This window comes from Streptomyces sp. NPDC051020, assembly GCF_040683105.1.
In the GTDB taxonomy this organism is placed as follows: Bacteria; Actinomycetota; Actinomycetes; order Streptomycetales; family Streptomycetaceae; genus Streptomyces.
The window spans coordinates 14,428-35,794 of sequence record NZ_JBFBCG010000002.1 but is presented as its reverse complement, the minus strand read 5'-3'; the positions used below and the strand labels follow the sequence as shown (position 1 = coordinate 35,794).

Annotated in this window: 24 protein-coding genes and 2 pseudogenes; 13 read left to right on the top strand and 13 right to left on the bottom strand. The window is 70.7% G+C overall.

Features of this window, described 5'->3' with window-relative positions; genetic code table 11:
- Positions 1-235 precede the first annotated feature (235 nt).
- Positions 236-1,579 (top strand): transcriptional regulator, encoded by a 1,344-nt coding sequence (locus tag AB0N06_RS01320; RefSeq protein WP_366132721.1) that lies wholly within the window; start codon positions 236-238, stop codon positions 1,577-1,579.
- Between the two features lie 87 nt (positions 1,580-1,666).
- Positions 1,667-2,197 (top strand): NUDIX domain-containing protein, encoded by a 531-nt coding sequence (locus tag AB0N06_RS01315; RefSeq protein WP_266987746.1) that lies wholly within the window; start codon positions 1,667-1,669, stop codon positions 2,195-2,197.
- Positions 2,198-2,272: 75 nt separating this feature from the next.
- Here the strand turns inward: AB0N06_RS01315 and AB0N06_RS01310 are convergent, their stop codons facing one another.
- Positions 2,273-3,133 (bottom strand): 3-hydroxybutyryl-CoA dehydrogenase, encoded by an 861-nt coding sequence (locus AB0N06_RS01310; RefSeq protein WP_358859867.1) that lies wholly within the window; start codon positions 3,131-3,133, stop codon positions 2,273-2,275.
- Between the two features lie 188 nt (positions 3,134-3,321).
- Here AB0N06_RS01310 and AB0N06_RS01305 point away from each other — a divergent pair, with 188 nt between their 5' ends.
- The gene (locus AB0N06_RS01305; RefSeq protein WP_366132720.1) at positions 3,322-4,620 is read left to right on the top strand and encodes a family 10 glycosylhydrolase; all 1,299 of its coding nucleotides are present in this window, start codon (positions 3,322-3,324) and stop codon (positions 4,618-4,620) included.
- A 73-nt stretch (positions 4,621-4,693) separates the two neighbouring features.
- On the opposite strand, the gene AB0N06_RS01300 is transcribed toward AB0N06_RS01305, so the two are convergent.
- Positions 4,694-4,906, bottom strand: a complete 213-nt coding sequence (locus AB0N06_RS01300; protein WP_366132719.1) for a DUF1918 domain-containing protein — start codon at positions 4,904-4,906, stop codon at positions 4,694-4,696.
- A 42-nt stretch (positions 4,907-4,948) separates the two neighbouring features.
- Positions 4,949-6,013 (bottom strand): DMT family transporter, encoded by a 1,065-nt coding sequence (locus tag AB0N06_RS01295; protein WP_366132718.1) that lies wholly within the window; start codon positions 6,011-6,013, stop codon positions 4,949-4,951.
- On the opposite strand from AB0N06_RS01295, the gene AB0N06_RS01290 reads away from it, so the two are divergent.
- The 3 genes and pseudogenes from AB0N06_RS01290 to AB0N06_RS01280 form a co-directional block, all read left to right on the top strand.
- Positions 6,012-7,493, top strand: coding sequence for a PLP-dependent aminotransferase family protein (locus AB0N06_RS01290; protein ID WP_366132717.1), 1,482 nt, complete (start codon positions 6,012-6,014; stop codon positions 7,491-7,493). The two genes, AB0N06_RS01295 and AB0N06_RS01290, sit on opposite strands and share 2 nt — an antisense overlap.
- Positions 7,486-7,932 (top strand): GNAT family N-acetyltransferase, encoded by a 447-nt coding sequence (locus tag AB0N06_RS01285; protein ID WP_366132716.1) that lies wholly within the window; start codon positions 7,486-7,488, stop codon positions 7,930-7,932. Before AB0N06_RS01290 ends, AB0N06_RS01285 begins: the two co-directional genes overlap by 8 nt.
- 37 nt (positions 7,933-7,969) lie before the next feature.
- Positions 7,970-8,119: pseudogene (locus AB0N06_RS01280) on the top strand (histidine phosphatase family protein); the annotation flags it as partial.
- A 68-nt stretch (positions 8,120-8,187) separates the two neighbouring features.
- On the opposite strand, the gene AB0N06_RS01275 reads toward AB0N06_RS01280, so the two are convergent.
- From AB0N06_RS01275 to AB0N06_RS01250, 6 genes and pseudogenes are all read right to left on the bottom strand, one after another.
- Positions 8,188-8,973: a hypothetical protein gene (locus tag AB0N06_RS01275; RefSeq protein ID WP_366132715.1), complete on the bottom strand. Its 786-nt coding sequence runs from the start codon at positions 8,971-8,973 to the stop codon at positions 8,188-8,190.
- Between the two features lie 179 nt (positions 8,974-9,152).
- A complete protein-coding gene (locus AB0N06_RS01270; protein ID WP_366132714.1) occupies positions 9,153-9,344 on the bottom strand; it encodes a DUF1059 domain-containing protein in 192 nt (63 codons plus the stop codon).
- 142 nt (positions 9,345-9,486) lie between these two features.
- Positions 9,487-10,227 (bottom strand): Clp protease N-terminal domain-containing protein, encoded by a 741-nt coding sequence (locus tag AB0N06_RS01265; RefSeq protein WP_366132712.1) that lies wholly within the window; start codon positions 10,225-10,227, stop codon positions 9,487-9,489.
- A gap of 118 nt (positions 10,228-10,345) precedes the next feature.
- The gene (locus tag AB0N06_RS01260; RefSeq protein ID WP_366132711.1) at positions 10,346-10,477 is read right to left on the bottom strand and encodes a hypothetical protein; all 132 of its coding nucleotides are present in this window, start codon (positions 10,475-10,477) and stop codon (positions 10,346-10,348) included.
- Positions 10,478-10,492: 15 nt separating this feature from the next.
- A pseudogene (locus tag AB0N06_RS01255) lies at positions 10,493-10,567 on the bottom strand (hypothetical protein); the annotation flags it as partial.
- Positions 10,568-11,291: 724 nt separating this feature from the next.
- Positions 11,292-11,789 carry a peptidylprolyl isomerase gene (locus AB0N06_RS01250; RefSeq protein WP_366132710.1) on the bottom strand — a complete coding sequence of 166 codons (498 nt, stop codon included), beginning with the start codon at positions 11,787-11,789 and terminating at the stop codon, positions 11,292-11,294.
- Positions 11,790-12,248: 459 nt separating this feature from the next.
- On the opposite strand from AB0N06_RS01250, the gene AB0N06_RS01245 reads away from it, so the two are divergent.
- Positions 12,249-12,542: a hypothetical protein gene (locus AB0N06_RS01245; protein ID WP_366132709.1), complete on the top strand. Its 294-nt coding sequence runs from the start codon at positions 12,249-12,251 to the stop codon at positions 12,540-12,542.
- Positions 12,543-12,671: 129 nt separating this feature from the next.
- On the opposite strand, the gene AB0N06_RS01240 is transcribed toward AB0N06_RS01245, so the two are convergent.
- Positions 12,672-13,436 carry a LysR family substrate-binding domain-containing protein gene (locus AB0N06_RS01240; protein ID WP_366132708.1) on the bottom strand — a complete coding sequence of 255 codons (765 nt, stop codon included), beginning with the start codon at positions 13,434-13,436 and terminating at the stop codon, positions 12,672-12,674.
- 58 nt (positions 13,437-13,494) lie between these two features.
- Between AB0N06_RS01240 and AB0N06_RS01235 the strand changes: the two genes are divergently transcribed.
- Positions 13,495-13,899 carry a DUF5997 family protein gene (locus tag AB0N06_RS01235; protein ID WP_366132707.1) on the top strand — a complete coding sequence of 135 codons (405 nt, stop codon included), beginning with the start codon at positions 13,495-13,497 and terminating at the stop codon, positions 13,897-13,899.
- A gap of 234 nt (positions 13,900-14,133) precedes the next feature.
- Here AB0N06_RS01235 and AB0N06_RS01230 read toward each other — a convergent pair whose 3' ends face one another.
- The gene (locus AB0N06_RS01230; protein ID WP_366132706.1) at positions 14,134-14,739 is read right to left on the bottom strand and encodes a GPP34 family phosphoprotein; all 606 of its coding nucleotides are present in this window, start codon (positions 14,737-14,739) and stop codon (positions 14,134-14,136) included.
- 572 nt (positions 14,740-15,311) lie between these two features.
- On the opposite strand from AB0N06_RS01230, the gene argC reads away from it, so the two are divergent.
- The 5 genes from argC to AB0N06_RS01205 are packed head-to-tail and all read left to right on the top strand — an operon-like array spanning position 15,312 to position 20,175.
- Positions 15,312-16,340, top strand: a complete 1,029-nt coding sequence (gene argC, locus AB0N06_RS01225) for an N-acetyl-gamma-glutamyl-phosphate reductase (RefSeq protein WP_366132705.1) — start codon at positions 15,312-15,314, stop codon at positions 16,338-16,340.
- On the top strand, positions 16,337-17,491 hold the full coding sequence (gene argJ / locus AB0N06_RS01220; RefSeq protein ID WP_366132704.1) for a bifunctional glutamate N-acetyltransferase/amino-acid acetyltransferase ArgJ: 1,155 nt from the start codon (positions 16,337-16,339) through the stop codon (positions 17,489-17,491). Before argC ends, argJ begins: the two co-directional genes overlap by 4 nt.
- Positions 17,488-18,420, top strand: coding sequence for an acetylglutamate kinase (gene argB / locus AB0N06_RS01215; protein WP_366132703.1), 933 nt, complete (start codon positions 17,488-17,490; stop codon positions 18,418-18,420). The genes argJ and argB overlap by 4 nt, the downstream gene beginning before the upstream one ends.
- Entirely contained in the window at positions 18,417-19,628 is a 1,212-nt protein-coding gene (locus AB0N06_RS01210; RefSeq protein ID WP_366132702.1) for an acetylornithine transaminase, read from the top strand. Before argB ends, AB0N06_RS01210 begins: the two co-directional genes overlap by 4 nt.
- A gap of 10 nt (positions 19,629-19,638) precedes the next feature.
- Positions 19,639-20,175 (top strand): arginine repressor, encoded by a 537-nt coding sequence (locus AB0N06_RS01205; protein WP_037698928.1) that lies wholly within the window; start codon positions 19,639-19,641, stop codon positions 20,173-20,175.
- 87 nt (positions 20,176-20,262) lie between these two features.
- Here AB0N06_RS01205 and AB0N06_RS01200 read toward each other — a convergent pair whose 3' ends face one another.
- Both AB0N06_RS01200 and AB0N06_RS01195 read right to left on the bottom strand, forming a co-directional pair.
- Positions 20,263-20,856, bottom strand: coding sequence for a pyridoxamine 5'-phosphate oxidase family protein (locus AB0N06_RS01200; RefSeq protein ID WP_366132701.1), 594 nt, complete (start codon positions 20,854-20,856; stop codon positions 20,263-20,265).
- A gap of 42 nt (positions 20,857-20,898) precedes the next feature.
- Positions 20,899-21,168, bottom strand: a complete 270-nt coding sequence (locus AB0N06_RS01195) for a hypothetical protein (protein WP_366132700.1) — start codon at positions 21,166-21,168, stop codon at positions 20,899-20,901.
- Positions 21,169-21,367 lie beyond the last annotated feature (199 nt).

The following is a 21,367-nucleotide window of genomic DNA, read 5'->3' as shown; positions in this document are numbered from 1 at the left end:
TCCTGCGTCGTCCGCGCTGCCATGGAGTGTCGGGCAGGTCGGCAGAGCGAACGACGCGGGTGCGGGCCGTCAACTGTACGAGGGGGAGCAGACGACCCGGCCGCCTCTTGCGAGGCGACTGATTCAACCGATTCGTACCCCGGCGCACCAGAGTGCGCGGCGGGACGGTTCGGGCATTCCGTTCACACCCCGTGTGAAACGTGCTCCACTGGGGCGACAGGCCTTAGGAGGGGCAATGGAGCCCAACATCCTGCTCGAAGCCCTCATCGACGAGGCGGGCGTCTCCCGGGCAGGTCTTGCCGCGCACATCAATCAGGCCGGGCGTGCCCGCGGACTGTCCCTGCGGTACGAACACACGGCCGTGGCCCGCTGGTTGAAGGGCCAGCGGCCCCGCGGACAGGCGCCCGACCTGATCTGCGAGGTGCTCGGCGACCGGCTGCGCCGACCGGTCTCCCTCGGCGACATCGGCATGGCGACCCGCGGCGGCGGGGGCGCGGTCGTGCCGGGCTCGGCGCTCACCGGCTTCGTCGAGCGGGCCACCGCGTTGTGGCGCTCGGACGAACAGCAGCGCCCGCACGTCCTCGCCGCGGCCACGGTCACCGGTACGACAGCGGTGATGCCCGTGTGGGAGTGGGAGAACCCGCCCGAGGACGCCGACGTCTCCCGCGCCGGTCCGATACGCGTCGGCATGGCCGACATAGCGATGCTGCGTGCCGCCCGCACCCATTACGAACTGATGTACCGCAGGGCCGGCGGCATCGCGACGCGTTCCCGCATCGTCGGTTTCCTCAACGCCGAGACCGCCCCGCTGCTGCGCGGCGGTTACAGCGACGCGACCGGCCGCCGGCTGCACCGGGCGACCGGCGGGCTGGTGGCCGTCGCGGGCATCTGCGCGTACGACTCCGACGCGCACGGTCTCGCCCAGCGCTACTTCTACCAGGCGCTGCGGCTGGCCAAGGCGAGCGGGGACCGGGGGCTCGGCGGGTATGTGATCGCCCTGCTGGTCAACCAGTCGCTGTTCCTCGCCGATTACCGGCAGTCCGTCGCCTTCGCGGAGGCGGCGCTGCGGGCGGCGGGACGGCACATCACGCCGGCGCTGGCGGCCGATCTGTACGCGATGCAGGCGAAGGCGTACGCACACCTCGGCGACGGCCGCAGCGCCCTGGAGTGCATCCGGCGAGCCGAGTCCGATGCCGAGCGCATCCGCCCCGGCCATGAACCCGACGAGACGGGGTACGTCGAACCGGGCCTGGTCAATGTGCAGGTGGCGGAGGCCCTGCTCAGCCTCGGCGATCTGCCGGCGGCTCGGGAGCACGCCGCGGCGGCGGTCAGTACCCCGGCGCACGACCGGGGCCGGGTGCACCGGCTGGCCATGCTGACCCACATCGAGCTGCGGCAGGGGGAGGCGGACCGGGCGGCGGGCACGGCCGCGGAGATGGCGGAACGGGCCCGGGGGATGGAGTCGCAGCGGCTGCGGGACCGGCTGCGGGCGGTGCGCGAGGATCTGATCGGGAGCGGCTGCGCCGACGCGGAGGAGGCCGTCGAGCTGATCGACGGGGCGTTGCGCGTACCGCTGTGAGGGTACGGGACGTACGCCGGGAACGTTCCCCTCCGGCGCTGCTCCTGCTGCCATGTTGCCACCAACGTGTCGGAAGGTGGCAGAACTGTGCAGTGGACGAATCTGAACGAACAAACTGTGTATGAGAACCGCTGGTTCCGGGTCAATCTGGCGGATGTCGTTCTTCCCGACGGCCGTCACCTCGACCACTACCTCGTCCGGCTCCGGGCCGTCGCCGCGGCGACCGTCGTCAACGAGGCCAACGAGGTACTGCTGCTGTGGCGGCACCGGTTCATCACCGACAGCTGGGGCTGGGAGCTCGCCGCCGGTGTGGTCGAGGACGGCGAGGACATCGAGGCAGCGGCCGCCCGGGAGATGGAGGAGGAGACCGGCTGGCGCCCGGGCCCGCTGCGGCCGCTGCTGACCGTGGAGCCGTCGAACGGCCTCACCGACGCCCGGCACCACCTCTACTGGGCCGAGGAGGCGACCTGGACCGGCCCCCCGCAGGACGATTTCGAGTCGTCGCGCCGCGAATGGATCCCGCTCAAGCTGGTACCCGACATGATCGCCCGGGGCGAGATCCCGGCCGCCAACATGGTGGCCGGGCTGCTGATGCTCCATCACTTACGGATCGGGTGAGGCGTGCAGCACACGCGATCGGGGCCGGCCGGGACATCCCCGGCCGGCCCCGCAGGCGGTACGACGACCGGCAGGTCAGGAGTACGGGTAGAAGCCCGAGCCCGTCTTGCGGCCGAGCCGGCCCGCGTCGACCATGCGCTGGAGCAGCGGGGGAGCGGCGTACAGCGGTTCCTTGAACTCGGCGTACATCGAGTCGGCGACCGAGGCCACGGTGTCCAGGCCGATGAGGTCGGAGAGCTTCAGCGGGCCCATCGGGTGGGCGCAGCCGAGCTCCATACCGTTGTCGATGTCCTCGCGGCTGGCGATACCCGACTCGAACATCCGGATCGCGGAGAGGAGATACGGGATCAGCAGAGCGTTGACGACGAAGCCGGAGCGGTCCTGGGCGCGGATCGGATGCTTGCCCAGCACGTCCTGCACCAGTGCCTCGGACCGCCGGACCGTCTCGTCGGACGTGGTCAGCGCGGGGATCAGCTCGACGAGCTTCTGCACCGGGGCCGGGTTGAAGAAGTGGATGCCGATGACCTGGTCCGGGCGGGAGGTCGCCACAGCCAGCTTCACCAGCGGGATGGAGGAGGTGTTGGAGGCGAGAATCGCGTCCTGCCGGGTCACCACCTGGTCGAGCACCTGGAAGATCTCGGTCTTGACCTGCTCGTTCTCCACGACGGCCTCGATCACGAGATCGCGGTCGGCGAACTCGCCGAGGTCGGTGGTGAAGCTGAGGCGGTTGAGTGTCTCGTCGCGCTCCTCCTCGGTGATCTTCCCGCGTTCGGCGGCCTTCGAGAGGGAGTTGTGGAGCCTGGTGCGACCGATCTCCAGCGCCTCGCCGGTGGTCTCGGCCACCATGACGTCGAGTCCGCTGCGGGCGCACACCTCCGCGATGCCTGCGCCCATTTGGCCACAGCCCACCACTCCGACGCGTGCAATGTCGGCCATAGAGTCCGTCACCTCGTGCCTTTCGCTGGTCTCCGTTCGGCGGGCTCCCGTCTGATTCCGGTCCCCGCCTCGACCCCCCGACGTTACTCCGCGGCTTACGGGTCACGACGGGCCGGGGCGGGCATGCTCTGCGTTACCCCCGATGCCGGGGTGACGGACGAGGACACAGAGACGGCAGGTGCAACGAAATGCGGCAAATGGCTCGAAGGGGCTTTGTGGCGGGTGCGGCCGGGGTGGTCGCGGGGATGATGACCTCGGTCGCGGGTGCGGCCGAGGCCGTCGCCGTACCACGGGACGTGCCGGCTCTGTCCGGGGCGGGTGCGTTGCCCGGGCCGGGTGTGGACCTCCCGCGCGTCGCCCGGCGCGAGATGCGCGGTATGTGGGTCGCCACCGTCGCCAACATCGACTGGCCCTCGGCGCCCGGTCTGACGGCGGCGGCGCAGCGGGCCGAGCTGATCGCGTACCTCGACGAGGCCGTCGCCCGGCGGCTGAACGCCGTCGTCCTGCAGGTCCGGCCGACCGCCGACGCCCTGTGGCCGTCCTCCTACGAGCCGTGGGCCCAGTACCTCACCGGCGTCCAGGGGAAGAACCCCGGCTGGGACCCGCTGGGCACTGCCGTCCGCGAGGCGCACCGCCGCGGCCTGGAACTGCACGCCTGGTTCAACCCGTACCGGGTCGCCAACCACACGGACCCGTCCCGGCTGGTCCCCACCCACCCGGCGCGGCTGCACCCCGACTGGGTCCTGCCGTACGGCGGAAAGCTCTACTACAACCCCGGACTGCCCGAGGTGCGCCGCTTCGTCCAGAACGCCATGCTCGACGCGGTCCGCCGCTACGACATCGATGCCGTCCACTGGGACGACTACTTCTACCCGTACCCGGTCGCCGGACAGGTCTTCGCCGACGACGCCACCTACGCGAAGTACGGCGCGGGCTTCCCGGACAAGGCCGCCTGGCGCCGCGACAACACCGACAAGCTGGTCCGCGAGATGTCCGCGGGGATCAAGAAGATCAAGAAGCACGTCCAGTTCGGGATCAGTCCGTTCGGTGTCTGGCGCAACGCGGGCACCGACCCGCTCGGCTCGGACACCAGGGCAGGGGTGCAGACCTACGACGACCTGTATGCCGACACCCGCGGTTGGGTCAAGAAGGGCTGGATCGACTACATCTGTCCGCAGATCTACTGGAACATCGGCTTCGCCGCCGCTGACTACGCCAAGCTGCTGCCCTGGTGGGACGCGGTGGTACGGGGCACGGGTGTCGACCTCTTCGTCGGCGAGGCGCTCTACAAGGGCGGTGACCCCGCCCAGCCCGCCGCCTGGCAGGACCCGGCCGAGCTCTCGCGCCACATCGACCTCGCCGCCCGCTACGACCAGGTCCGCGGGCATGTCTACTTCTCGGGCAAGGACGTGGTCGCCGACCGGGCAGGCATGATGGCGCGCGTCGTGGCGGACCACTACCGCAACAGAGTGCGCCCTCCCCGCTGACCCGAGGGGTCCGAGGCGGAGGGGGCGCACCGAGGGGTGGCGCGGTCGGGGCGGTGCCGTGTGCCCGGGGAACCTACGGGGTCTCCGGGCTCCGGTGCAGGACTCCGGTGTGCTGGACGATGGTGTCGGGACCTGGCGAAACCAGGTGTTCGTGTCCGTCCTCGGAGCGGACGCGGTACGGGGGAGCGCCCTTCTCCCCGAGCACTTCGAGGATCTCTGCGACCCGGTCGTGCTGCCCCACGGTCCTGCCGTGCGTCAGCAGCCGGTCGCCCGCGTGTGCCTCCATCTGGAGTGACCTCCTCACGGGTGACGGTCCATGTCGACAAGTCTATGACCGGATCCGCCCGCGCACCGGGCGTACCAGTGGCTCTTTTCGGACCGGGCGGGAACCGGTCGCGGCCCCGGTTGCCATGGCAGGTGCGTCCGGGCCGTCGTGGGCCACGACGGAGACCCCCTGGCGCCGCGCCCCCGCCCGCTGGGTGGCCGCGATGCAGACGAGCACGGCCACCGCCGCCACCGGTGCGGCCGCCGAGGCCTTCTCGCCGAGAAGCAGGAACGACCACACCAGAGTCAGCAGCGGCTGCGCGAGCTGAAGCTGGCTCGCCCGGGGGACCCCGATCTCCGCCATGCCGCGGTACCAGACGTACAGGCCGACAAAGGTGGAACCCGCCGCCACCCAGACCAGGCCGATGGCCCCGTGCGTGGTCAGCCGCACCGGCTCGAAGGAGAGCGCGACCGCCGCGCCCGCCACCATCAGCGGCGCCGCGAGGACCAGTGCCCAGCCGATCACCTGCCAGCCCGGCATGACCTCGGCCAGCCTGCCGCCCTCGGTGTACCCCGCCGCGCACACCAGCAGCGCACCGAACAGACAGAGATCGCCGGAGGAGAGCGCGCCGCCGCTCTGCTGCACGGTGAACACGATCACCACGGCCGCGCCGGCCAGTGCCGCGATCCAGAAGGTACGCGGCGGACGCGACCCGGTCCGCAGTGACGAGAGGACTGCCGTGGTCAGCGGCAGCAGCCCCACCACCACGGCCGCGTGCGAGGAGGTGGAGGTCTGCAGGGCCAGCGTGGTCAGCAGCGGGAACCCCACCACCACACCGCCCGCGACGACCGCGAGTCCGCCCCGGTGACGGCGGTCGGGCATCGGGACCCGTCCCGCAAGCAGCACGGAGCCCGCGATCAGTGCGGCGAGCAGGCTGCGCAGGGTCACCAGGGACCAGGGGCCGAAACTCTCCAGTCCCCAGACCGTGGACGGGAAGGTCAGCGAGAAGGCGACGACGCCGAGCCCGGCGAGGAGTGTGCCGCTCCGGCCCGCCGATGAGGCAACCGCTGCCGAAGGGCGAGTAACCGCTATCGCTACCTGACGGGTAGCGCTATCCTTTGCTGTCATGCAAGAGCGTAGCAGCGTGGCTGGACTGGTGAGTTCCCTTCGAGGTGAACTGAACCGCTACTCACCTGGTGGGAAGCTGCCGTCCAGTCGGGCACTCGTGGAGCGATATCGAGTCAGTCCGGTGACTGTCTCCCGGGCGATCGCGCAGCTCGCCGCCGAAGGGCTCGTCGTGACCCGCCCCGGCTCCGGCGCCTTCCGGGCGGAGCCCCGTGCCGACGTGCCCCCGCCCGGCGACACCTCCTGGCAGGAGGTCTCCCTCAGCGGCGACGGCGGACCGGAGGTCGTGCCCCGTACCGTCGACGCGTCCGGCGTCCTGGTCACGCTCACCGCACCACCGCCCGGCGTCATCGAGCTGAACGGCGGCTACCTCCACCCCTCGCTCCAGCCCGAACGGGCGCTCGCCGCCGCCCTCGCCCGGGCCGGCCGCCGCCCCGGAGCCTGGGGCCGGCCGCCCACCGACGGGCTCACCGAGCTCCGTGCCTGGTTCGCCCGCGAGATCGGACCCGCGCTCACCGCCGCCGACGTACTCATCACCGCGGGCGGCCAGAACGCCCTGGCCACCGCTCTGCGCGCCCTCGCCCCGCCCGGCGCCCCCGTCCTCGTCGAATCGCCCACCTACCCGGGCATGCTGGCGGCCGCCCGTGCCACCGGACTGCGTCCCGTTCCGGTTCCGGTCGACGCCGACGGGGTCCGCCCCGATCTGCTGGCCGCCGCCTTCGGCGCCACGGGCGCTCGCGTCTTCGTCTGCCAGCCGCTCTTCCAGAACCCGACCGGCGCGGTCCTCGCCCCGGACCGCCGGCGTGAGGTCGTCCGGATCGCCCGCGATGCGGGGGCGTTCGTCGTCGAGGACGACTTCGCACGCCGTCTCGTCCACGACGACGCGGGCCCGCTGCCCGCGCCGCTCGCCGCCGACGACCCCGACGGCGTCGTCGTCCATGTCTGCTCCCTCACCAAGATCACCTCGCCGAGCCTGCGGGTGGGTGCGCTGGCCGCCCGGGGGCCGGTGCTGGAACGGCTGCGGGCCATCCAGATCGTCGACAGCTTCTTCGTCCCGCGCCCGCTCCAGGAAGCCGCGCTCGAACTGGTCGGCTCCCCGGCCTGGGGTCACCATCTGCGTGCCGTGTCGACGGAGCTGAAGAACCGGCGGACCGCCATGACGACCGCCCTGCGGCTCGAACTGCCCGACCTGGCGCTCCCGCGCATCCCCGCGGGCGGCGGCAGCCTCTGGCTGCGGCTGCCGGATTCCGAAGCCGGCCCCGGCGAGGCGGCGTTGGTCTCGGCCGCCCTGCGCGCGGGCGTCGCGGTCGCGCCGGGCCGTCCGTACTACTGCGCCGAACCCGCGTCCGCCCAGGTGCGGTTGAGCTTCGCCGCGGTTGCCGGGGCGGGCGAGATCGCCGAGGGCGTACGACGGCTGCGCACCGCCTGCGACAAAGTCTTCGCCGCCCCCGGCCGCCGCGACCTATCCTCCGGGCATGGCTGACATCCTCCAGGAGCGTTACGAGATCTCGTCCGACCCGGCTCGGCTGGACCCGGCCCGGATCCACCACTGGCTTTCCACCGACGCCTACTGGGCGCTCGGACGTACCCGCGAGGTGCAGGATATGGCCATCGCCGGATCGCTCAACTTCGGCGCGTACGACACCACGTCAGGAGAACAGGTCGGCTACGCCCGGGTCGTGACCGACCGCGTCACCTTCGCCTGGCTCTGCGATGTGTACGTCGACCGGTCGGCCCGCGGCCACGGGCTCGGGACGCGGCTCGCCGCCGCCGTGCGCGACCACCTCGCCCCGACCGGCATCCGCAGGCTCACCCTCGCGACCGACGACGCCCACGGCGTCTATGCGAAGGCCGGGTTCCAGCCGCTCAAGGACCCCGAGAAGTGGATGTACTTCCGGTTCGACCGCCCCGGAGCCGTCTGAAAGTCGCCCTCTTGACCTGGGGGCGTTCGGCTCCACGATCTCGGCCAGGAGTGTTCGAGTCTCGCTCGTCGCCGCGGCGCGCAGCTCTTCCCCGCTCGTCGAGCGCTTCGACGACGACCGGCCGCTCGATCAGGCCGGCTGGCACGAAGTGCAGCTCGCCACAAGGGCGTTGGCGCCCCTGGGTGCGCGCTGATCGAGGCGGTGTGCGAGGCGCTGTGACCCGTTGACGGGCCGGTTTCCCGGCCCGCCGAGAGGTCACTTCACCGTGACGGCGTCGCCGGTGGAGACGACCTTCATGGTCGTGGTCGTACCGAGGAACGCCCAGCGCCAGCTGCCCGAAGCGGCGGCCTTCACCGTCGCACGGAGGTGGCCCTTGCTGTCCGTGGTCGCCGTCTTCACGGTGCTGTAGGCGCCGCCGGGCTTCTTGTACTGAAGCTTCACCACCTGCTTGGTGAACGCGTGGTACTTGAGGTCCGTCCAGTTGGCCCGTGACAGCTTTCCGGTGACGGTGAGCGTGCCACCCTTGCTCACCGGCTCGGGCGTGGCGTCCGTGGTCAGGGTCGCGGCGCGCTTCACCTTGAACGAGCCGATGGCGTCGGAGATCCAGTAGTCCCCGTCGTTGGCGTGGACCGTCGCGTCGACCCGCCAGTTCCCCGCGACCGCGTTGGCGTCCCAGCCCTCGTTCCCGCTCCCGTAGGAGTCGATCCACGACGGGTCGATCTGCATCGTCGCGGTGCACACGGACGTCGTCGTGCTGACCTTCTTGCACGATGTACCGAGGTGGTCCACCGGCCCGTAACCGTTGGTCCGGTTGAAGGCGGAGACACTGCTGACCTGCTTCACGCCCGAGTTGTCCTTGATCGTCATGGCGATCGTGAACTTCTTGACTTTCGTGACCCCGACGATCACGTTGCTGCCGCCGTTCACGACGGTCCTGGTGACCCGGATGTCACCGCGCCCCTCCGCGTGTGCGGCCGGCGCCACCACGACCGCGGTGGCCACCGCTCCCACCGCAGCGAGCACGGCAATTCTTTTCCGCATGTCCCTCCCCTGTCTCCCCGCCCCGTGGCGGGGGAGACAGGGTAGCGATCAACCGGATGCCCGCGTGAGGCGTGGTGCCCACAGGGGCGGGGTCCGGACCCCGGGGACCGCGACACACGGCCCCGGGAAGGCGTGCGCCGCGGTGGATCCGGGTGGCGCGAACCGGGCCGCGTCTCGGCTCACGCGAGTTCCGTGGGCTCTTCCTGAAGCCCGGACCCGATCTGCTCCCGCAGCTCCAGTCCGTCCGCGTGACCGTGCACCCGGACGGCCAGGTCGGTGGTGGCGCGGACCACTTCCTCCGGCTCGCCGGCGAGGGCAAGCGTGCATTTCGTCTCGCTGGGGTATTCCCGGCAGTCGGCGACCTTCCGCATGAGGCACCTCCCTGCTCCCTTCCACTCTAGGGCGGTGTGCACGCCGGGGAGGGGGGAGCGGGGAGGGGCCAGTGCGCTCACAGCCGTACGGAACTGCGCTCACGGCCGTACGGAACTGTCCGGCTTCGCCCGGTGCGGCTGGTCATTCACCCTTGTGTGCGGCGGCGGCGAGCGTCAGGGCCTCCGCGATGCCGGTCTCCGCGGCGACCTTGTCGATACCGAGCCCGGTCAGCACTCCCTCGCCGTCCTCGTGCTCCAGGAGCGCGAGCAGGATGTGCTCCGTGCCGACATAGTTGTGCCCCATCCGCAGGGCCTCCCGGAACGTGAGCTCCAGTGCCTTGCGTGCCCCGGCGTCGTACGGAATGAGGTCCGGGAGCTCCTCGGCCGCGGGCGGCAGCGCCTCGGTCGCGGCCTGCCGGACGGCGTCCAGCGAGACGCCCTGCGCCTTGATGAACGCCGCGGCGAGCCCCTCCGGCTCACTGAGCAGCCCCAGCGTCAGATGCTCCGTACGCACCTCGTCGTTGCGTGCGGCGCGGGCCTCGTTCTGCGCTGCCATCACGACGTTCCGCGCCCGCTCGGTGAACCGGCTGAACCCCTGGCTGGGGTCGAGATCCGACGGCTCGCCGGGATCCTTGGCGACAAAGCGCTTCTGGGCCGCCTGCCGGGTGACTCCCATGCTCTTCCCGATCTCCGTCCAGGAGGCTCCCGAGCGGCGCGCTTGATCGACGAAGTGGCCGATCAGGTGGTCGGCCACGTCGCCGAGGTGATCGGCGGCGATGACCGCGTTTGAGAGCTGTTCGAGAGCGTTGGGGTGAACTTTCTTGATGGCTTCGATCAGTTCGTCGAGCCGTACCGGATTCGTCATGCTCACTGGTTTCGCCATGTGTCAACCGTAGGTTGACAGTCGTGATGTGTCAACCATCGGTTGACAGTGCAAGGAGGGAGTGGCGACGCTCGGCCCTGCGGGCGGCTCGGTCGGCCCGTTGCTCGGCCGGGCCCAGTCATCGGCCGACCTCGCCCGGCGGGAAGTGGCGGGTGGCCCGGTCCGTCATCCGCAGGCTCATATGGGCCCGTACGGGTCGCAGCGCGTTCTCCGGAAAGGTGCCCAGGGCGGCGTCGAGCCGAGTCGTCACCTCCGCGTCCGCCGCGTCCGTGTGGAGCCCGGAGTGCAGGGTGACCAGGTCGAAGGGGCGGTCGCCATGAGTGGCGCCGTCCCGGTCGATGGCGCCGGTGACCGAGTCGTCGTCCTGGGTGGGCAGGTTGCCGGGATGGAAGTCCTGTGGACCGCATCAGCCCCGGCCGGACGGGGAAGTCGGCGCCGACGGACGCGACCCGGCGCTCGCGTGCCGCAGCGCGGCGACCGTGTCCGCGCGGCGGCTCATGGAGGCAGTATCCGGGGCCGTCGCTCCGCAGAGGGAGGCGGAGCGAGGGAATGTCGACGCGGCCGGCCGGCCGCCCGGTGAGGGGCGCGTCGAGGGTAAGTGGCTGGTCCGGTCCGTCATGGTCGAGCCGGTCCGTCGTCGTGCCCGGCAGCGGCTTCTGGACCGTGACCACGGCGTGGCCGACCTGGGCAGCCGACTCGGCCGCGGGGGCCGGGAAACCCGCTAAGCGGAGTGCGTCGACGACGGCGAGCGGGTCGGCCCGGAGCTCGGTGAGCCGGGTGTGCGGCCGCCACTTCAGTCCGGGCAGGGGCCCGCCACGACCGGACGGACGCCGGTCCGGACGTGCAGGGCTGCCGCCATGAACACGGCATCCAGTCGCACGGCGCGTACCCGGCTCCGGTCGGAAGGATTCAACGGGCGATTGTCGCCGCAGTTACCGGCATGGGTGTCGCCGCGGACCCGAACGGTCCCGTCGGGCGGGCGCGGTGGGCGCGGCGCGAACGAGCGCCCGGCCCCCGCTGACCGATCAGCGAGAGGCCGGGGCGCCGGCGGGTCCCTCGTGCGGTCAGAGGACGCCGGAGTCCGCGATGGTGACCTTGGCCTGGGTCTTGCCGCTCTGCGAGCCGTAGCTCTCGATCTTCTTGACCAGGTCCATGCTCTCCTGGCCCTCGACCTCGCCGAAGACGACGTGCTTGCCGTCCAGCCACGACGTCACGATCGTCGTGATGAAGAACTGGGAGCCGTTGGAGTTGGGGCCCGCGTTCGCCATCGACAGCAGTCCGGGCTTGTCGTGCTTGAGCTTGAAGTTCTCGTCGGCGAACTTCTCGCCGTAGATGCTCTTGCCGCCGCGGCCGTCACCGCTGGTGAAGTCGCCGCCCTGCAGCATGAAGTCCGGGATGACCCGGTGGAAGGACGAGCCCTTGTAGCCGAAGCCCTTCTCGCCGGTCGCCAGCGCACGGAAGTTCTCCGCCGTCTTCGGAACCACGTCGTCGAACAGGTTGAACACGATCCGCCCGGCGGGCTCGTCATTGATGGTGATGTCGAAAAAAACCTTGGTCGTCATGGATCCATCCTGACATCACCGCAGTCGGCCACCAGCCGACGGGGTGGCCCGAGCGTCGGATCGCCCAGCCGGTACTCGAACGTGAGTGCGAGAATGGGTTGTGTGCGGACGATCGGAAGGTTGGGCTGACCATGCGTCAGAAGCCTTTGTGCAGTGGCTCTTTGCCCCGCTCCAGAGCGAGTGCCGCACTGATGTGTCACGCACGGTGACCGCCTCCCGTCGCTGCGCCCGACCCACGGGGGGAAGCCCCCTGCCCGGTCGTCGCCCTGTCCCGGGTCTCCGGGGGCCTCCCGGGACGACGTTGTCACCCGTTCGGACGGGCGCCTGTTGCCCGGCACGTTCGACGCCGTTCGTATGGCACTGGGTCTGCCGGCCGCCGGCCCCACGCCATGAGTCACCCTGCCCAGGAAGGGTCTGTCGATGCCAGGTGTCACCATCCATCGGCAAAGGCGTGGCGCCATGTGCGCCGCGGGGGTCCTGCTGCTCGCCTCCACGGTCACGACCAGAGGTTCGGCCGTGGTCGAGTTGCCCGACGGAGGACCGTCCGCAGGCGGCGGGACGACGTTGACCTGGAAGCCCTGTGCAGGTGAGGGCCGGCAGGGATTCGAGTGCGCAGTGGCGAAGGCGCCACTCGACTACGCCCGTCCCCGGTGGCGCACCATCGACCTGGTGGTGATCAGGCACCGGGCCACCGCTCCCGGGCGGCGGGTCGGATCACTGTTCTTCAACCCCGGGGGGCCCGGCCGTCCCTGACGCAAGAGCCGGTACGGGCGCGAAGTAAGAGGCCGCCCCACCTGTGTGCGCGGCCTCTCAGCCCGGAACGGGCGCCGGGGTGCGTCACTGGCAGGGCGGACCGGGACTCAGTTGGCTGTTCCGGCCGCCCTAGGACCGACGACGGGGCTTGCCCCGCCTGCCGGTCTTGGGGCCGCCGGAGCCGCTCCGCGGGTTCTTGCCGGCCGGCTTTCCGGCTGTGGACTTTCGCTGCGCGCCGCCTGTGTCGGGGCGCTTGCGCTGCTTCGGCTGTGCCGGGGTGGGGTTGCGCCCCCGCGAGCTGTTGACGGTCCGCCCGCGGACGATCCCGATGAAGTCCTCCACCAGGTCGGTGGTTTCTTCCTCCGGCCACGACAGCGCGACGCGCGACTCGGGGGCGTCCGTGAGCGGCCGGTACGTGAGGTCCTTGCGGTGGTGCAGGCGTGCGAGTGACTGAGGGACCACGAGGAGGCCCACCCCGGCCGCCACCAGCTCGATGGCGTCCGCCGTCGTGGCCGGACGCTCGATCGCGGGCCGGCCCGGCGGACGCTCCCAGTCGAGGGTGTCGTCGAGGGGGTGCAGCACGACGTCGTCGGCCAGATCCGCTCCGGACACCTCGTCGACCGTGGCCACGATGTGGTCCTTCGGGACCACGACCACCGTCGTCTCGGTGTAGAGGGGGATCGCGCTGAGGTCCGTCCGGTCGATCGGCAACCGCACAAAACCTGCGTCGGCGCCGCCGCTCCGCAACAGGTCGGATGCTTCGGCGGCGGCCACCGCGACGAGAGTCAGTGGGATGTCGGGCAGACGCTCGTTCCAGATGCGCACCCACTTGGTCGGCGTCACGCCTGGGACGTATGCGAGCCGGAACGAGAGGGGTGCATCGGAGCCTGTCACTCCGCCAGGTTACCGGTCGTGGTCGGAGGTATCGCACACGCTCGCTACTCTTGACACCATGACGTCGCACCAGACCACCCAGACGATGAAGCCCGCAACCGCGGCAAAGAAGCTGGGTGTGTACCTCGAGGCCACCCCCGCCGAATTCCAGGAGGGTGTCGTCTCGCGCAGCGAGCTCAATGCGCTGCAGGCCGATCCGCCCGAGTGGCTGCAGGAACTGCGGCGCAACGGACCGCACCCCCGCCCGGTGGTCGCGGCGAAGCTGGGCGTCTCCATCGCGGGTCTCGCACGTGGCGGAGTCACGGACGCCCTCACCACGGAGCAGATCGACGCGCTGAAGAAGGACCTTCCCGAGTGGCTGCAGAAGGAGCGCGCCACCCAGGTCGAGGTCCGGAAGGAAGCGGCGCGCATCAAGGAGAGGAACGCGGAGCGAGCCGGTCAGCCCCAGCGACCGCGCCCCTGACCTCCTTCTCTCGAAGTTCGGACTCGACGACGCTGTCGGTGGTCACCAGGCCTGCTCGCGAGGCCGGACGCTGTTCAGCTCAGATGCACCGGCAGTGAGTCCACCCCGTACGCGAGTGCGCGGGCGGCAGCCTTCCCGACGACCCGGGAGTCCTGGTGGCCACACCGGCGCGCAGGTGTGACAAGGGGGGTGGCCGTCAGGTGGCGGCGGCCATCGCCCCCGCGTGTGCCGTCGTCATTCGCCCCGCCAGATGTTGTCGAAGGCCGCATCCTCGATGACTCGTCGTTGACGTACGGCCTCCAGTTCCATCAGGGCGTCATTGACTGCGGCCAGCACGGTCACCACCGCGTCGTCGACCGTGCTCGGGAAGTCCCCGGTCCACTCGTCCCGGATCCCGATGGCCGCCGCGAGGGCGGCGAGGACAGGCTCGTCCGATGTCCAGCGGTTCGCCGCCTCGCGGCGGGCGGGCGAATCGACCAGCACCGTCCGACCGCTCCGGAAGGGCAGCCCGCGACGGGGCTGCCGAGTGAGCTGCCCTTCCGTCTCGAGCGCGGCCAGATAGGCGGCGGCCAGGCCGCGACCTCTGCGCCACAGCCAGTCCTCGACCGATTCGTACGGCGCTTCTCGGATCAGCGACGCCGCAGCCTCGTCCAGGAGGCGATCGGCTATGGGGGGCCGGAGGCACGGCACGATCTGGTTGACGTCCAGTCTGATGGCCTCGGCACCGAGGAGGTCGATCATCTCGGCTCCCGCGAGCGCGAGCGAGAGGTCGCCCTGCTCCACAGGGTGACCTGGCGCCATGTCCATGACGGCGATCGAGAGGTCCCGCGGTGTGGTCATGAAGGGCTCCACGTCAGAGGCATCGGTAGCGATGCGTCGCCGAGCAGCTGGTCCGGCGTCCGGTGTGACGCCGGGCGGCAAGGTCGGCTGCCGTTGTCGGAGGCCGCGGCGATCGCCGAGCGGATGTGCTGCGTGCAGCCGACTGGCGGGAAGCCCGGCCGACGCCGTCCATCGGGATCAGATTACTGATCGTGCGGCCGGTGTGTGAGGAAAAGGCACTTCTGCCCGTTGCCGGGCTTTCCCGATAACGAGCTTACGGAGCGAGGGCGGCAGCTGCATCCTGCGCCGGTGCCACCATGCTGCCCTGGCCGCCGCCCCCCTGGCCGCGCCGGCCCGAGTGCTGGGAGGCGCGCCCGCGGGAGTGCCCCAGGCGGGGCAGGAGGCGGACCATTGGTGTGTGGGACAACCTGGGTGAAGCCGCTGAGCGGAGCATCGCCCGGCATCGCGGTTCCTGCGTGTCCTGGGCGGGCTGTGACCGGGGGCAGTCATACGTCGCCGCGTGGCGACTCGCGGAAGCTTTGCATAAACGTGCGGCGATACGTATAATCATGCCATCAATGAGGAGGATTCCGATGGCGGTACGTGCAGCAGTGGCAGGCGCGAGCGGGTATGCCGGCGGGGAGCTGCTCCGTCTGCTGCTCGTTCACCCCGAGGTGGAGATCGGTGCACTCACCGGCAATACCAACGCCGGCCAGAAGCTCGGCACGCTGCAACCGCATCTGCGGCCGCTCGCGGACCGGGTGCTCCAGCCGACCACGCCCGAGGTCCTCGGCGGGCACGACGTCGTCTTTCTCGCCCTGCCGCACGGGCAGTCCGCCGCCGTCGCCGAGCAGCTCGGTGACGAGGTGCTCGTCGTCGACATGGGCGCCGACTTCCGGCTGAAGGACGCCGGTGACTGGGAGAAGTTCTACGGCTCGCCGCACGCCGGGAGCTGGCCTTACGGTCTGCCCGAGCTTCCCGGTGCCCGGGCCGCGTTGGCGGGTTCCAAGCGGATCGCGGTGCCCGGCTGCTATCCGACAGCCGTCTCCCTCGCGCTGTTCCCGGCGTACGCGGCCCAGCTCGTCGAGCCCGAGGCCGTCGTCGTCGCCGCGTCCGGTACCTCCGGGGCGGGCAAGGCGGCCAAGCCGCACCTGCTCGGCTCCGAGGTGATGGGCAACATGTCTCCGTACGGCGTCGGCGGTGTCCACCGGCACACGCCCGAGATGATCCAGAACCTCAGCGCGGCCGCCGGTGAGCCGGTCACGGTTTCCTTCACGCCGACCCTCGCGCCCATGCCCCGCGGCATCCTCGCCACGTGCAGCGCGAAGGCGAAGCCGGGCGTGAGCGCCGAGTCCGTACGTACCGCCTATGACAAGGCCTTCGCGGACGAGCCGTTCGTCGACCTTCTTCCCGAGGGGCAGTGGCCCGCCACCGCGTCCGTGTACGGCTCCAACGCCGTGCAGATCCAGGTCGCGTACGACGAGGCAGCCTGCCGGATCGTCGTCATCAGCGCCATCGACAACCTTGCCAAGGGCACCGCGGGCGGCGCCCTGCAGAGCATGAACATCGCCCTCGGACTTCCCGAGGACACAGGACTTTCCACGATCGGAGTGGCACCGTGAGCGTCACGGCAGCACAGGGGTTCTCGGCGGCGGGTATCGCCGCGGGAATCAAGGAGAGCGGTAACCCGGACCTGGCCCTCGTGGTCAACAACGGCCCGCGTCGCGCCGCCGCGGGAGTCTTCACCTCCAACCGCGTCAAGGCCGCCCCCGTCCTCTGGTCGGAACAGGTCCTCAAGGGCGGCGAGGTCACCGCCGTCGTCCTCAACTCCGGTGGCGCCAACGCCTGTACGGGCCCGCAGGGCTTCCAGGACACGCACGCCACCGCCGAGAAGGCCGCCGAGGTCCTCATCGGTCACAGCGCCGGTGAGATCGCCGTCGCCTCGACCGGGCTGATCGGCACGCTGCTCCCGATGGACAAGCTGCTGCCCGGCATCGAGACCGCCGCCGCGGCGCTCAGCGAGCACGGCGGCGAGAAGGCCGCCATCGCCATCAAGACCACGGACACGGTCCACAAGACCGCCGTCGCGGGCGGCGAGGGCTGGACCGTCGGCGGCATGGCCAAGGGCGCGGGCATGCTCGCACCGGGGCTCGCCACGATGCTGGTTGTCCTCACCACCGACGCCGACGTCGACGCCGCCGGTCTCGACTCCGCGCTGCGCGCCGCGACCCGCACCACCTTCGACCGGGTCGACTCCGACGGCTGCATGTCGACGAACGACACCGTGCTGCTGCTGGCCTCCGGGGCCAGCGGGATCACCCCGGAGCAGAGCGAGTTCGCGGAGGCCGTACGGGGCGTCTGCGCCGACCTGGCCCGCCAGCTGATCGGCGACGCCGAGGGCGCCTCCAAGGACATCCGGATCGAGGTCATCAACGCGGCGACCGAGGACGACGCCGTCGAGGTGGGCCGTTCCATCGCGCGCAACAACCTCCTCAAGTGCGCCATCCACGGCGAGGACCCCAACTGGGGCCGGGTCCTCTCCGCGATCGGCACGACGAAGGCCGCATTCGAACCCGACCAGCTCAATGTCGCCATCAACGGCGTCTGGGTCTGCAAGAACGGCGGGGTGGGCGAGGACCGCGACCTCGTCGACATGCGCTACCGCGAGGTGAAGATCACCGCCGACCTCGCCGCAGGCACCGAGTCGGCCGTCATCTGGGCCAACGACCTCACCGCGGACTACGTCCACGAGAACAGCGCGTACAGCTCATGAGCGCCGCGAGGAAGCACACCGCACTGCCGAAGGCGCAGATCCTCATCGAGGCGCTGCCCTGGCTGACCCGGCACAACGGCAAGACCATCGTCATCAAGTTCGGCGGCAACGCGATGGTCGACGAGGAGCTGAAGGCGGCCTTCGCGCAGGACGTCGTCTTCCTGCGGCAGGCCGGCCTCAAGCCCGTCGTCGTGCACGGCGGCGGCCCGCAGATCAGTGCCCAGCTCGACAAGCAGGGCCTGGCCAGCGAGTTCAAGGCAGGGCTGCGTGTCACCACGCCCGAGGCGATGGACGTCGTACGGATGGTGCTGGCCGGACAGGTCCAGCGCGAGCTCGTCGGCCTGCTCAACCAGCACGGACCGCTCGCCGTCGGCATGACCGGTGAGGACGCGCACACCATCACCGCCACCCAGCACCGGCCCACCGTCGACGGCGAGGTCGTCGACATCGGCCGGGTCGGCGAGATCACCGCCATCGACACCGGGGCCATCCAGGCGCTGCTGGACGACGGCCGGATCCCGGTCATCTCCTCCATCGCCCGCTCCGCCGACGACAACCACGTCTACAACGTCAACGCCGACACCGCGGCCGCCGCACTCGCCGCCGCGCTGAACGCCAAGACGCTGATGGTCCTCACCGACGTCGAGGGTCTCTACGAGGACTGGCCCAACAGCGACGACGTGATCAGCCGGCTCACCGCCGGCGAGCTGGAGAAGCTGCTGCCGGAGCTGTCCAGCGGCATGGTGCCGAAGATGCAGGGCTGTCTGCACGCCGTGCGCAACGGCGTCGAGACCGCCCGTGTCATCGACGGCCGGGTCCAGCACTCGATCCTGCTGGAGATCTTCACCGACGAAGGAATCGGCACGATGGTCGTGCCCGACGCACAGCCAGGAACAGCCGCACGGTCAGGGACAGAGGGGGAAGCATGACCAACGCCGAGCTTTCACAGCGGTGGCAGGGCTCGCTCATGGACAACTACGGCACCCCGCAGCTCTCCCTGGTCCGCGGCGAAGGCGCCCGCGTGTGGGACGCCGACGGCACCGAGTACCTCGACTTCGTCGGCGGCATCGCGGTGAACGCGCTGGGCCACGCCCACCCCGCCGTCGTCGAGGCCGTCTCCGCCCAGATCGCCTCCCTCGGCCATGTCTCCAACCTCTTCATCGCCGAACCGCCGGTCGCCCTCGCCGAGCGGCTCCTGCACCTTTTCGGACGGACCGGCCGGGTCTACTTCTCCAACTCGGGCGCCGAGGCCAACGAGGCCGCCTTCAAGATCGGCCGGCTGACCGGGCGGACCCATATGGTCGCCACCGACGGCGGCTTCCACGGCCGGACCATGGGGGCCCTCGCCCTCACCGGCCAGCCCGGGAAGCGAGAGCCGTTCCTCCCGCTGCCCGGCGACGTCACCCATGTCCCGTACGGAGATGCGGAAGCCCTCCGCGCCGCAGTGACCACCGAGACCGCGCTGGTGATCATCGAACCCATCCAGGGCGAGAACGGTGTGGTCGTCCCGCCCAAGGGCTACCTGGAGGCCGCCCGGGAGATCACCCGGGCCACCGGCACCCTGCTCGTTCTCGACGAGGTGCAGACCGGTATCGGCCGGTGCGGCCACTGGTTCGAGCACCAGGCCCACCAGAGCATCGAGCCCGACATCGTCACCCTCGCCAAGGGCCTGGGCGGCGGGCTGCCGATCGGCGCCACCGTCGCCTTCGGCGCCACGGCCGACCTGCTGAAGCCCGGTCAGCACGGCACGACGTTCGGCGGTAACCCGATCGCCTGCGCTGCCGGTCTCGCCGTGCTGGACACCCTTGCCGCCGGTGGCGCCCTGGATCGGGTGAAGCGGCTCGGCGAGCGGATCCGGGAGGGTGTCGAGGGGCTGGGGCACCCATTGGTCTCCCACGTCCGCGGCTCCGGACTGCTCCTGGGTATCGTGCTCACCGAGCCTCTCGCACCTCAGGTGCAGCAGGCGGCTCAGGGAGCCGGACTCCTGGTGAACGCGCCCGCCCCCGATGTCGTACGGCTGATGCCGCCGCTGATCATCGGTGACGCGGAGGTGGACGCGTTCCTCCAGGCACTGCCCGGCGCTCTCGACGCGGCACACGGGGACGGACCATCCGGAGAGAAGCGCTCCGGAGAATGAGGCGACGACGATGACCGAGGCGCAGGAATCCGAGTACGGCGGGCAGTCCGTGCCGCAGACCCGCACGGCACGCCACCGCCGGATCGTGGACATTCTGAACCGGCTGCCGGTGCGCTCGCAGAGCCAGCTGGCCAAGCTCCTCGCCGACGACGGGCTGAGCGTCACCCAGGCGACGCTCTCCCGGGATCTGGACGAGCTGGGCGCGGTGAAGATCCGTAACACCGGCGGCGAGCTGATCTACGCGGTGCCGAGCGAGGGCGGTTTCCGTACCCCGCAGGCGCCGCTCGGCGAGTCCGCCAAGGAGGAGCGGATGCGGCGCCTCTCCGCCGAACTGCTCATTTCGGCGGAGGCCTCGGCCAACCTTGTGGTGCTGCGTACGCCTCCGGGCGCGGCCCAGTTCCTGGCCTCGGCCATCGACCAGGCCGAGCTGCAGGACATTCTTGGCACGATCGCGGGCGACGACACGTTGATGCTGATCAGCCGTGATCCGGCGGGCGGTCAGGCACTCGCCGACCATTTGCTGCGGCTGGCGCAGAACGGCCGCTGAGCCCACGCGGGCCTTTCTCTCCCGGATCGGGACGGACCCCGAGGGCCCGGGCCGACCCGGGAGAGGGGCCCCGGGGCGCCCGACGGCTCATCCCGCGGCGGGCATGCCAGGCAGCGGGAGCGGCAGCCCCGGAAGGCCGTCGATGCTGGTGGCGACGTGCTCCTTCTTCTCGAAGTACTCGCTGAGCGAGGCGTCGTCCTCGCGGGCGAAGCGCTGGGCGTGGAGCGGCCGGTCCTCGTCGTAGGACATGAAAGGCACGGCGAATCCGCAGGTGTCCCGGATCAGCTCGGCCGTCACCACGATGATCGCGCGCAGCCCGTGCGGTGTGGGGTCGACGCCGGGGAAGTGGGCGAGTAGGCCGGTGAACCGCGGGTCGTCGCGGAAGACGGGCTCGCCGCGGCCGTGCACCCGCACGATGTTCGGCGGGCCCTGGAAGGCACACCACATGAGGGTGATGCGGCCGTTCTCGCGGAGATGCGCCACGGTCTCCGCATTGCTCCCGGCAAAGTCCAGATAAGCCACGGTCCGCTCGTCGACGACCGCGAAGGAGCCGCTGACGCCCTTGGGGGAGAGGTTGACCGTGCCGTTCCCGTCGAGGGGCGCGGTCGCCGTGAAGAAGATGTGCTGCTCTTCGATGAAGGCCCTGAGCCGTCCGTCGATACGTTCGTACGTCTTTCCCATGAGGTGATTATCGGCGCCACTGCGGCGCCCGGTAGGGGCATTTCAGCCGGTGGGACGCCGCTGGCGGACCGTCGCGCGGAGGTGGGCCCGCAACAGCCGCTCCGCCGCCACGCGCAGCGCACGCGGTCGGTCCGCCCCGGTCCTGACGAGTAGCCACTCGTGCGGTATCCGGTCGGCGTCCGGCAGCAGAGCCTGTGTCACCGCCCGGACGACGGCGGGTGACGGGTCGTCGAGGAGGGGCCGCAGCTGCTCGTACCGCACCGCGTCGAGCGCGCGCAGGCCGGTGACGGCGTGGACGCGGACTGCGGGCACAGGGTGCGTCGCCAGAGGGCCGCGCGGTGCCGGGCCCGGCATTTACGGTCCCGGATCGAACCTTCGGGTGTGCCGTTCGGCAGCGTCTTTGACAAATAATACGGAGGGCTGCATAGTTATGCCTATCAGGGATTGCGCCGTAAGGAGAAACCCGTGACCGAGCGCGTCGCACTCGCCTGCACGGGCGACACGTTCGACC